The 12305-nt window shown below is 74.6% G+C and carries 1 protein-coding gene; it reads right to left on the reverse strand.

Annotated features, from left to right (window positions below):
• Nucleotides 1–31: 31 nt before the first annotated feature.
• Complete coding sequence (locus EST54_RS34990) at nucleotides 32–11968, reverse strand: type I polyketide synthase (protein ID WP_129246883.1); 11937 nt, start codon at nucleotides 11966–11968, stop codon at nucleotides 32–34.
• Nucleotides 11969–12305 lie beyond the last annotated feature (337 nt).

Genomic DNA, 12305 nt, shown 5'->3' on the forward strand with positions numbered 1-12305 from the left:
GTCGGGTGTGGCTTCGTCGGGACGGCGGTGCTCAACCGTCCGATGCGCCGAACGCGAGGCGCACAAGGTCGTCGACTTCCATGCTCTCGATGGCATCGGAGTCGGGGGCGGGATCGGCCTCGGGCTCCTGGTCCGGGCCGGGTGTCACCGGCCGCGCCAGCGCCAGCAGGTCGTCGAGCAGCCCGGCCGCCCGCAGGCGGGCGAGGGGAATGGCGGCCAGGGCGTCGCGTACCGCTGCTTCGTCCTCCGGCGCGGCGGCCGGCTCCGCGGGCTGCTCGGGGACGAGCTCCGCGCACAGGTGGTCGGTGAGGGCCAGCGGGGTGGGGTAGTCGAAGACGAGCGTGGCGGGCAGCAGGGCTCCGGTCGCGGTGCCGAGCCGGTTGCGCAGCTCCACCGCGGTCAGCGAGTCGAAGCCGAGGTCCTTGAACGACTGCTGGTCGCCGACCTCTGCCGCGGAGGCGTGGCCGAGTACGGCGGCGACCTGGGTGCACACCACGTCGAGCAGGGCATGGTGGGCCTCGTCGCGGGTCAGGGTGGCGAGCGTACGGGCCAGGGTCTCGGCGGAGCCCGGTCCGGCCGGTGCCGCCGGGCCCGCCGCCGTCCGGCGTGCCGCGGTCGGCAGCAGGCCGCTCAGCAGCGGCGGTACGGGCCCGCCCGAGCCCAGGGCGCGGGGGTCGACCAGCATCGGCAGCAGGGCTGCCTCGGGCCGGCCGAGCGCCGCGTCGTAGAGGGCGAGTCCGCGGTCGGCGGGCAGGGCGGGCAGACCCGCGCGTGCCATGCGCCGCAGATCGGCTTCGGTGAGCCCGCTGGTCATGCCCGTCGTGCGGGACCACGGCCCCCAGGCCAGCGAGGTGGCGGGCAGTCCGGCGGCCCGGCGCTCGGCGGCGAAGGTGTCGCAGAAGGCGTTGGCGGCGGCGTAGTTGGCCTGGCCGGGAGCGCCGAACACCCCGGCGGTCGAGGAGAAGACGACGAACGCCGCCAGGTCCTCGTCACGGGTGAGTTCGTGCAGGTGGGCCGTCGCATCGGCCTTGGGGCGCAGGACCGCGCCGAGCCGCTGCGGGGTGAGCGAGGTGACGACGGTGTCGTCGAGTACGCCGGCGGTGTGGACGACGGCGGTGAGCGGATGGTGCTTCGGTACGGAGTCCAGCAAACCGCTCAACGCCTCACGATCGGCGATGTCGCAGGCAGCGACCTCGACCTCCGCGCCGAGAACACGCAGTTCATCACGCAACTCGTCCACACCAGGAGCCGCCGGGCCCCGACGGCTGGCCAACAGCAGGTGCCGAACCCCGTGCTCGGCCACCAGATGCCGGGCCACCAACGCACCCAGACCACCCGTACCCCCCGTGACCAGGACCGTCCCCTCCACATCCAGCGGAACCGGCATACTCAGCACGACCTTGCCCACATGCCGCGCCTGACTCAGATACCGGAAAGCCTCAGGCGCCCGCCGCACATCCCACGCCGTCACCGGCAACGGCTCCAGCACACCCCCCTCGAACAACTCCCGGACCCGCGCAAACATCTCCCCGATCCGATCCTCGCCCGCCTCCATCAGATCGAACGCCTGATACCGCACACCCGCATGCTCCGCAGCCACCCGCTCCGGCTCACGGATATCGGTCTTGCCCATCTCCAGGAAACGACCACCCCGCGGCAACAGCCGCAGCGAAGCATCCACGAACTCCCGCGCCAGCGAATCCAGCACCACATCCACACCCCGGCCGCCGGTCTCCGCCAGGAACGACCGCTCGAAGTCCAGATCACGCGACGACGCAATATGCGCCTCGTCCAGACCCAACCCCCGCAACGTGCCCCACTTGCCGGGGCTCGCCGTCGCGAACACCTCCGCGCCCAGATGCCGCGCCAACTGCACCGCAGCCATCCCCACACCACCGGCACCCGCATGCACCAGCACCGACTCACCCGCCCGCAACCCACCCAGCTCCACCAGCGCGTAATACGCCGTCAAAAACACCACCGGAACCGAAGCCGCCTGCGCGAAGGACCAGCCCTCCGGAACACGGATCACCATCCGCTCGTCCGCCACCGCCACCGGACCGAAGGCGTACGGGAACAACCCCATCACCCGGTCACCCGGGGTGAATCCGATGACGTCGGGGCCGGTCTCCGTGATCACGCCCGCGCCTTCGAGGCCGAAGGCTCCGGCGTCGCCGGGGTACATGCCGAGGACGTTGAGCACATCGCGGAAGTTCACGCCGGCGGACCGCACCGCGATGCGGACTTCGCCCCGTGCCAGGGGGCGTGTGGCGTCGTCGTGGGGCATGAGGGTGAGGTGGTCGAGGGTGCCCTTGCCGGTCATGCCGAGGCGCCAGGAGGTGCCGTCGGTGGGTTCGGGCAGCGCGGTGCCGGCGTGGACGGGGGCGACCTTCGGCAGGTGCACGGTGCCGCCGCGGACCGCGAATTGGGGCTCGTCGGTGGCCAGTGCGGCGGGCAGCGCGGCGTACGAGGTGTCCTGGCCGTCGAGGTCGGCGAGGACGAACCGGCCGGGGTGTTCGGACTGTGCCGAGCGCACCAGGCCCCAGATCGGGGCGGCCGCAGAATCGTGGTGGGTGGTGCCGGGGGCGTCGACGGCTCCCCGGGTGACGAAGACTAGCCGGGCCGCGGCGGGTGGGTCCGCCAGCCAGCGCTGGACCAGTTCCAGGGCGCCGGTCGCGGCCTCGTGCGGGTCGGCGGCGGGGAGGGCCACGAGGACGGTGCCGGTGGTGTCGTGGAGGTCGGCCGGGTCGGTCAGGCGGGTCACGGGCAGGCCGGCGCCGTCCAGGTCGGCGGCGAGGTCCGCGCTGTGCAGGACGAGGAGGTGGGCCGGCTCCTCGGGGGGCGTCGTGGGGAGGGGTGCCACGGGCCAGTCGAGGTGGTAGAGGGGGCCGGCGGACCGGGCGGAGAGCGCGATCCGGTCGGCGGAGATCTCCCGCAGCGTCAACGCCTCGATGTCGGCGACGGGCCGGCCGTCGGCGTCGGCGAGGGCGAGCGCGACGGTGTCGGGTGCGGACAGGTCGAGGCGGACGCGCAGGTGCGTCGCCCCGGTGGCGTGGATCTGCACGCCGCGCCAGGAGAAGGGCAGGCGTCCGCTCCCGGTGTCCTCCGTCGGCAGGAAGGCGGTCGCGTGCAACGCCGCGTCGAGCAGCGCCGGGTGGAGCGCGAAGCGGTCCGCGTCCTGGTGTGCCGGCTGGGGCAGGGAGACCTCGGCGTGCACCTGGTCGCCGTGGCGCCAGGCGGCACGCAGGCCTTGGAAGAGCGGCCCGTAGTCGAACCCGCCCGCGCTCAGCTGCTCATAGATGTCCTCGACGGGGAGGGGCTCGGAGCCGGCGGGCGGCCATGCCGAGGGGGCGGGGGCCGTGGGCTCCGGAGGGGCGGCGGTGAGGGTGCCGGTGGCGTGCAGCGTCCAGGGCTCGCCGGCAGCCGGGTCGACGGGGCGGGCGTGGACGGTGAACGGCCGGTGGCCCTGCCCGTCGTCGGAGCCGAGGACCGCTTGCAGGTCCATCGCGTCCTGCTCGGGCATGACGAGCGGGCTGACCAGGGTCAGGTCCGCCACCCGGGGGCAGCCCGCCCGGTCGCCTGCCAGGACGGCGAGTTCGAGGAAGGCCGTACCGGGGACCACGACGGTGCCCGCCAGGGCGTGCTCGGCGAGCCACGGCTGGTCGGCTGTCGAGAGCCGGCCGGTGAACAGGTGGCTGCCGTCGGCGAGTTCGACGGCCGCGCTCAGCAGCGGATGGCCGGCCGGGCTGATTCCCGCGGTGGCGAGGGCGCGGGGAGTGGGCCAGTAGCGCTGCCGCTGGAAGGGGTAGGTGGGCAGGTCGGCGACGGTGGTGTGTCCCGGGTGGGCGTCGGCGACGGCGGTACGTGCCGGGTGGGCGTTGGCGACGGCGGACCAGTCGAGGTCCGCGCCGTGGACGTGGGCGCGGGCGAGGCCGTCGAGCAGCGAGCGGGACTCGGACGTCCGGTCGCGGAGCAGCGGGATGACGGCGGTGTCGGCAGCGTCGGGGGGCAGGCAACCGGCCGCCATGGCGGAGAGGGTGCCGTCGGGGCCGATTTCGACAAAGCGCTGGACGCCCTGTTCGGCGAGCCCGCGGAGGCCGTCGTGGAACCGGACGGCTCCCCGCACCTGACGCACCCAGTAGTCGGGGAGGTGCAGTTCGGTGGCGGCCTCTCCGGTCAGGTTGGACACGACGGGGAGGCGCGGCTCGTGGTAGGTGAGGGCCTCGGCGACCGTGCGGAAATCGTCGAGCATCGGGTCCATGTGCGGTGAGTGGAACGCATGGCTGACCCGGAGCTGCTTGGTCCGGCGGCCGTCGGCGGCCAGTTGGTCGGCGATCCGGGTCACGACGGCACGGTCGCCGGAGAGCACGACGGAGTCGGGGCCGTTGACGGCGGCGAGGGAGACCTGCTGGTCGAGCCCGTCGAGCAGCGGCCGCACCTCGGCCTCCGTCGCCTGGAGGGCGACCATGGCGCCGGACTCCGGGAGCGCCTGCATGAGTCGGCCGCGGGCGGCGACCAGGGCGCAGGCGTCGGCCAGGGAGAACACCCCGGCGAGGTGCGCGGCGGTCACCTCGCCGATGGAGTGGCCCAGCAGGTGGTCGGCGCGCAGGCCGGTGCTCTCGACGAGGCGGTGGAGGGCGGTCTCCATGGCGAACAGGGCGGGCTGGGTGTATTCCGTCCGGTGCAGCAGTCCGTCGGTGTCGTGGAACATGACGTCGCGCAGCGGCCGGTCGAGGTGGTCGGCGAAGTGTCCGCAGATCTCGTCGAGGGCGTGGGCGAACACCGGGAAGGTGCGGTGGAGTTCACGGCCCATGCCGGGGTGCTGGGCGCCCTGTCCGGTGAACAGGAAGGCGGTGCGTGCGCCGGGACGGGCCACGTCGAGGGCGGCTCCGGTGGCCGGCTTCTCGCCGGCGGCCAGCCCGCCCAGGGCGGACAGCAGGCCGGCCCGGTCGGTGCCGTGGGCGACCGCGCGGTGCTCGAAGGACGCCCGGGTGGTGGCCAGGGCGTGGCCGACGGCCGCGGCGGGCAGGTCGGGGTGGTCAGCGGCGTGCGTGTGCAGGGCCGTGGCCAGGGCGCGGAGTGCTTCGGGGCTGCGGGCGGACAGCGGCCAGACGAGCGGCAGCGGGACGGTGTCGGTGGGCTCTTGTGCGTCCGGTGCCGGTTGTGCGTCCGGTGCCGGCTGCGTGCCGTCCGCGGGTGCGGCGGGCGCGGCCGGTTCCGGGGTGGGCTGTTCGAGGATGAGGTGGGCGTTGGTGCCGCTGAAGCCGAAGGAGGAGACGGCGGCTCGGCGGGGGCGCCCGTGCTCGGGCCAGGTGGTGGGGGCGGCCAGCAGCTCCACGGCGCCCTCGGTCCAGTCCACATGGGACGAGGGGGCGTCGAGGTGCAGCGTCTGCGGCAGCAGGCCGTGGCGCAGGGCCTGCACCATCTTGATCACTCCGGCCACGCCGGCCGCGGCCTGGGTGTGCCCGATGTTCGACTTCACGGACCCGAGCCACAGGGGCTGGTCCCCGGTGCGCTCCTGGCCGTAGGTGGCGAGCAGTGCCTGGGCCTCGATCGGGTCGCCGAGTGTCGTGCCGGTGCCGTGGGCCTCGACGGCGTCGACGTCACCGGCGGTGAGGCGGGCGTCGGCGAGCGCGGCCCTGATCACCCGTTGCTGGGAGGGGCCGTTGGGTGCCGTGAGGCCGTTGCTCGCGCCGTCGGAGTTGATGGCGCTGCCGCGGACGACGGCCAGCACCGGGTGCCCGTTGCGCCGGGCGTCGGACAGCCGCTCGACCAGCAGCATGCCGGCGCCCTCGCCCCAGCCGGTGCCGTCGGCGCCGTCGGCGAAGGCCTTGCAGCGGCCGTCGGCGGACAGTCCGCGCTGGCGGCTGAACTCCAGGAACGCGGCGGGCGTGGACATCACGGTAACGCCGCCCGCCAGGGCGAGCGAGCACTCCCCCGACTGGAGGGCGCGGACCGCCCAGTGCAGGGCGACGAGGGAGGAGGAGCATGCCGTGTCGACGGTGACGGCCGGGCCTTCGAGGCCGAAGGAGTAGGCGATCCGTCCGGAGACCACGCTCGCCGCGTTGCCCGTTCCCAGGTATCCGCCGACGGACTCGGCGGCGTTGCCCAGGACGGTGGTGTAGTCCTGCCCGTTGGTGCCGGCGAAGACGCCGGTGCGGCTGCCGCGCAGGGACAGCGGGTCGATACCGGCCCGCTCGAACGCCTCCCAGCAGATCTCCAGCAGGATCCGCTGCTGCGGGTCCATGGCCAGGGCCTCGCGGGGCGATACGCCGAAGAATCCGGCGTCGAAGCGGTCGGCCTCGGTGAGGAAGCCGCCCTGGCGGGTGTACGTCGTGCCCTCGTGTTCCGGGTCGGGGTCGTACAGCGCCTCGGTGTCCCAGCCCCGGTCGTCGGGGAACTCGCCGATGGCGTCGCCGCCGGCGGCCAGGAACTCCCAGAAGGCGTCCGGGGTCCGGATGCCGCCGGGGAAGCGGCAGCTCATCGCGACGATGGCGACGGGCTCACCGGCGGTCGTGGCGTCGGCCCCGGAAGCCGTCAACTCCTGCCCGGTGCCGAGCAGTTCCGTCAGCAGGTAGCCGGCGACGGCCGAGGGTGTGGGGTGGTCGAAGACCAGCGTGGCCGGCAGCGGCAGTCCGGTGCGGCGGCCGAGCGCGTTGCGCAGTTCGAGGGAGGTCAGGGAGTCCAGGCCGAGGTCCCCGAAGGCCCGGTCGGCGTCGACCCGGCCCGCCGAGGTGTGGCCGAGGACGGCGGCGATCTCGGTGCGTACCAGGTCGAGGATCCGGGCGTGGCGCTCTTCCGGTGCCAGGGCAGTCAGGGCGTCGGCCGGGGCGGGCCCGGTGCCCGGTGCGGCCGCCGGGGCCGCGGTCCGCTTGGCGGGCCGGCCGGCGAGCCCCCGGAGCAGCGGGGCAACCGCCGGGCCGCTTCTGCGGATCGCGGCGACATCGAGCGGTACCGGGACCGGTACGGCCCGGTCCTGGGCCAGACAGCGGTCGAACAGGGCGAGCGCGGCCTCGGTGGGCAGCGCGCCGACGCCGCCGCGGTCCATTCGCCGCCGGTCCGCCTCGTCCAGGCGGGCGCTCATCTCGCTGCGCTCCGCCCACATTCCCCAGCCGAGCGCCATGGCCGGGCGGCCCTCGGCGCGGCGCCGGTGGGCGAGCGCTTCCAGGAAGGCGTTGCCGGCGGCGTAGTTGCCCTGGCCGGGGCCGCCGAAGGTGGCGGCGGCCGAGGAGAAGAGGACGAAGGCCGACAGGTCGAGGTCCCGGGTGAGCCGGTCGAGGTTGACCGCGGCGTCGGCCTTGGGCCGCAGGACGGTGGCGATCCGCTCGGGGGTGAGGGAGGAGATCACCCCGTCGTCGAGGACACCGGCGGCGTGCACGACGGCGCCCAGGGGGTGTGCCTCCGGGAGGGTGCTCAGCAGGTCGGCCAGGGCGGTGCGGTCGGCGACGTCGCAGGCGGCGATGGTCACCCGGGCGCCCAGCTCGCGCAGCTCCGCGGCCAGTTGTACGGCGCCGGGCGCGGTCGCACCGCGGCGGCCGACGAGCAGCAGATGCCGTACGCCGTGTCCGGTGACCAGGTGTCTGGTGACGGCGGCGCCCACGGTTCCGGTGGCTCCGGTCACCAGCACCGTGCGGAACGAATCGAAGCGCGCCCCGGCCTCGGGGTGGGTACCCCGGGAGTGCTGGGGCAGCCGGGTCAGGCGAGGAGCCAGGATGCGCCCGGCGCGGAGGGCGAGCTGGGTTTCCCCGGCTCCCGTGGCCGCGCCGACCGCCGCGGTGGACAGGGCGTCGGCGCCGCCCTCGTCGTCGGCATCGGCGTCCACGAGCAGGAAGCGGTCCGGGTTCTCCGACTGCGCCGAGCGCACCAGGCCCCACACCGCGGCGGCGGGCAGGTCGGTGACGGTCTCGTCCGGGCCGGTGGCGACGGCACCCCGGGTGAGGAGGACCAGTCGCGCGGGGGCGAGGGCCGGCCGGGCGAGCCAGTCCTGGAGCAGCGTCAGGGCGTGCCCCGCCGAGGTGTGGGCGGTCTCGGCCGGTTCGCCGGTGCCGCCGGTCCGCCAGGGCACGACGACAAGGTCGGGGACGTCGGCGCCCTGCTCCACTTCCGTGGCGAGCGCGTCCAGTGCGCGGTGGAACGCGGGCGCTTCCGGGTCGGTCCCGGGGTTTTCCGCGTCGGTCCCAGAGTTTGCCGCGTCGGTCCCGGGGCCTTCCGCGCCCAGGACGGCGATCCGGCAGGGCGGCTGCTGCGGGGTGGGCGGTGCCAGTGCGGTCCACTCGACGGTGAAGAGATCGTCGCGGCCGGAGGACGGCTGCGGCGGTGCGGCCTCGGTGGCGGGTGCGGGCACGGGGGTGACGGAGCCGAACGAGGCGACGGGCTCGCCGAGTTCGTCGGTGAGATGGATCTCCAGGCTGCCGTCGTCCGCGGGTGCGAGGCGGGCGCGCACCGATTCCGCGGCCACCGCGTGCAGCACGCACTCGCGCCACGACGCGGCGACGGCGCCGGGGTGTCCCGCCGCCGGGAGCGCCCCGAGCACCGCGTCGAGCAGCGCCGGGTGCAGGGCGAACCGGGCCGCGTCGCCGCGGTACGCCTCGGGCAGCGCGGCCTCGGCGAACACCGTGTCGCCCTGTCGCCATACGCCCACCAGCCCGTCGGGCGGGGGCTCCTCGCCTTCCTGCGGCGCGGGCAAGGCGTCCACGTCCACCGGCCGGGCGTCGGCGGGGGGCCAGCTCCGCAGGTCGTGGCCGGTGCCTGGGGGCGGCTGCGGGGTGAGGACGCCGTGGGCGTGCCGGGTCCACGGCGTCTCGTCGTCCTGCCGGTCGGCGGCGCGGGAGTGCACCGTGAGGGCCCGCGCTCCGTCCGGTTCCGCGGCGGCGCCGAGCACCACCTGGAACTCGACGGCGGACCGCTCGGACAGCACGAGGGGGGCGTCCACGCCGAGTTCGGCGACGTGCTCGCAGCCGGCCACCGCCCCGAGGTGCAGGGCGAGGTCGAGGTAGGCGCTCGTGGGGAGCTGGACGCGGCCGTCGACCGCCCGGTCGGCGAGCCAGGGGTGGGCGGACGGGGTGAGGCGTCCGGTGGAGACGACGGCGCTGCGGTCCGCCAGCGTGATGGCCGTGGGGAGCAGCGGGTGTTCGCCGGTGCGGTGCGCGCCGGCCGCCTCGGGGGCCAGCCAGTAGCGCTCGCGCTGGAAGGCGTAGGTGGGCAGGTCGACGCGGTCGGCGCCGGGGAAGAGGCGGTCCCAGTCGGGACTCGCGCCGCGGGTGTGCAGGGCGCTCAGCGCGGTGAGGACGCTGTGGGTCTCGGCCCGGTCCTTGCGCAGGGCGGGGACGAAGAGGTGGCCGGGGTGGCCGGGGTCCGCGTCGAGGCAGCCCTGGGCCAGGGCGGTGAGCGTGGCGTCGGGCCCGATTTCGAGGAAGCGGGTGACCCCGCGCTGGTCCAGTGCGCGGATGCCGTCCGCGAACCGTACGGCCTCCCGTACGTGCCGCACCCAGTATTCGGCGGTTCCCAGGTCGGTGGCCGGCTCCCCGGTCACATTGGAGATGACCGGGATACTTGGCTGATGGAACGTCAAATCCTCGGCGAGGGCGCGGAATTCGTCGAGCATGGGGGCCATCAGCGGGGAGTGGAAGGCATGGCTCACCCGGAGTCGCCTGGCCTTGCCGCCCTGCTGCTCGAAGCGGCGGACGAGCGGGGCGAGCACCTCCTCGTCGCCGGCCACGACGGTCGTCCCGGGCCCGTTGACGGCGGCGATGCTCAGCCGTTCGCCGGCGTCGGCCAGCAGCGGCAGCACCTCGGCCTCGGCGGCCCGGAAGGAGAACATCGCGCCCCCGGCCGGCAGCGCCTGCATCAGACGGCCGCGGGCGGCCACGAGCCGGCAGGCGTCCGGCAGCGAGAGCACGCCGGCGATGTGCGCGGCGGCCAGCTCCCCGATGGAGTGACCGAGCAGGAAGTCCGGCGTGAGACCCCAGGATTCGACGAGCCGGAAGAGCGCCACCTCGAAGGCGAACAGGGCAGGCTGGGTGAAGCCGGTCCGGTCCAGCGCCGCCGCGTCCTGGCCGAAGACGACGTCCGCGAGCGGCTGTGGCAGCTCCGGGTCGAGGTGGGCGCAGATCCCGTCGAAGGCCTCCGCGAAGGCGGGGAACGCCGCGTGGAGGTCGCGGCCCATCCCGAGTCGCTGAGCGCCCTGGCCGGCGAAGAGGAACGCGGTCTTGCCGCGGCCGGCCGTGCCCCGGACGGCCGCGCCGTCGTCGCCCCGCGCGAACCGGGCGAGGTGCTGGAGCAGCTCCGCACGGTCCTCGCCCAGCACCACCGCGCGTTCCTCGAAGGCGGTACGGGTGGTGGCCAACGAGGCACCGAGATCCACGGCACGGACGTCCGCGGGCAACTCGCCTGCGTGGGCGAGGAGTTGGGCCGCCTGGGCCCGGAGGGCCGGTTCGCTGCGGGCGGAGAGCACCCAGGGCACCACCGGGAGCGGCGCGGCGGGTCGCGGCGCTCGGGCGGAGTGCTCGGCGGACGGTGCGGGCTCCGCCTCGTCGGAGCCGGCGGCAGGTGCTTCAGTGCCGACTGCCGGGGCTTCGGTCCCGGCGGGCGGGGCCTGTTCGAGCACGGCGTGGGCGTTCGTCCCGCTCACCCCGAAGGCCGAGATCCCGGCGCGCCGCGGCCGGTCGGTGTCCGGCCAGTCCACGGCGTCTGTGAGCAGCCGGACCTCGCCCTCGCTCCAGTCGACGTGGGTGGAGGGCCGCTCGGCGTGCAGGGTGCGGGGCAGCACACCGTGCTGCATCGCCTGCACCATCTTGATGACTCCGGCGACACCGGCCGCGGCCTGGGTGTGCCCGATATTGGACTTGACCGTGCCGAGCCACAGCGGGCGGCCGGCGTCCCGTTCCTGGCCGTAGGTGGCGAGCAGCGCCTGGGCCTCGATGGGGTCACCGAGGGTGGTGCCGGTGCCGTGCGCCTCCACGGCGTCCACGTCGGACGCGGTGAGACCCGCGGCGGTGAGTGCCGCGCGGATGACCCGCTGCTGGGACGGCCCGTTGGGGGCGGTCAGCCCGCTGCTCGCCCCGTCCTGGTTGACGGCGGTGCCCCGGACGAGGCCGAGGACGCGATGGCCGTTGCGGCGGGCGTCGGAGAGCCGTTCGAGCAGCAGCATGCCGACGCCTTCGCCCCAGCCGGTGCCGTCGGAGTCGTCGGAGAACGCCTTGCAGCGGCCGTCGGCGGACAGCCCGCGCTGGCGGCTGAACTCCAGGAAGGTGACGGGGGTGGACATCACCGTCACCCCGCCGGCGAGGGCGAGCGAGCACTCCCCCTGGCGCAGCGCGTTGCAGGCCAGATGCAGGGAGACCAGGGACGAGGAGCAGGCGGTGTCGACGGTCACCGCCGGGCCTTCGAGGCCGAAGGTGTAGGCGACCCGGCCGGAGGCGATGCTGGCGGCGCTGCCGTTGCCCAGGTGTCCTTCGAGGCCGGCGGGCGGCTCGGTGAACCGCGAGCCGTAGTCGTTGTACATGACACCGACGAAGACGCCGGTGGGGCTGCCCTTGAGGGACTGCCGGCGCAGCCCGGCCCGTTCGAAGGCCTCCCAGGACGTTTCGAGGAGGAGGCGCTGCTGCGGGTCGGTCGCCAGCGCTTCGCGGGGCGACATGGCGAAGAAGTCCGGGTCGAAGTCGGCGGCGTCGTGGAGGAAGCCGCCTTCCCGGGTGTAGCAGGTGCCGGGGTGGGCCGGGTCCGGGTGGTAGAGGGAATCCACGTTCCAGCCGCGGTCCTCCGGGAAGGGCGTGATGCCGTCGGTGCCGTCGGCGACCAGCTGCCAGAGGTCCTCGGGCGAGCGCACATTGCCGGGGTAGCGGCAGCTCATGGCCACGATCGCGATGGGCTCGCGTTCGCGGGCCTCCATCTCGCGCAGCCGCTTGCCGGTGCGGTGGAGATCCGCCGTCACCCTCTTCAGATAGTCGCGGAGCTTTCCCTCGCTCACAGTTCAGCTCCCTTCCCCGGACCGCTCGGCGGACCGGCGGCCTGCCTCACAGCGGCGACCACGACGCTGGATTCCTCTACTCGCTGATCACATTCTGTGGGCGCCGGTCGGCCGAATTGAGCGCTGGCCGGGGACTCTAAGAGAACCCCTAGGAGCTTCCCGGCCCGCCTCGACGGGCTCTGTCGGGTGTCCGCCGCCGTCGGCCGGCGGTGCGCTACGGGGACGCGGCCCGCTGTCTGCGGTCCGCATGCGCGTGCTCCCGGACGGCACCGGCTCCGGCCGCCCGTCAGGAGGGCAGCCGGAGCCGGTGCAGGGGCGCTCAGCGGCGTACGGGCAC

It is taken from the genome of Streptomyces sioyaensis, assembly GCF_004122735.1.
Lineage (GTDB): Bacteria > Actinomycetota > Actinomycetes > Streptomycetales > Streptomycetaceae > Streptomyces > Streptomyces sioyaensis.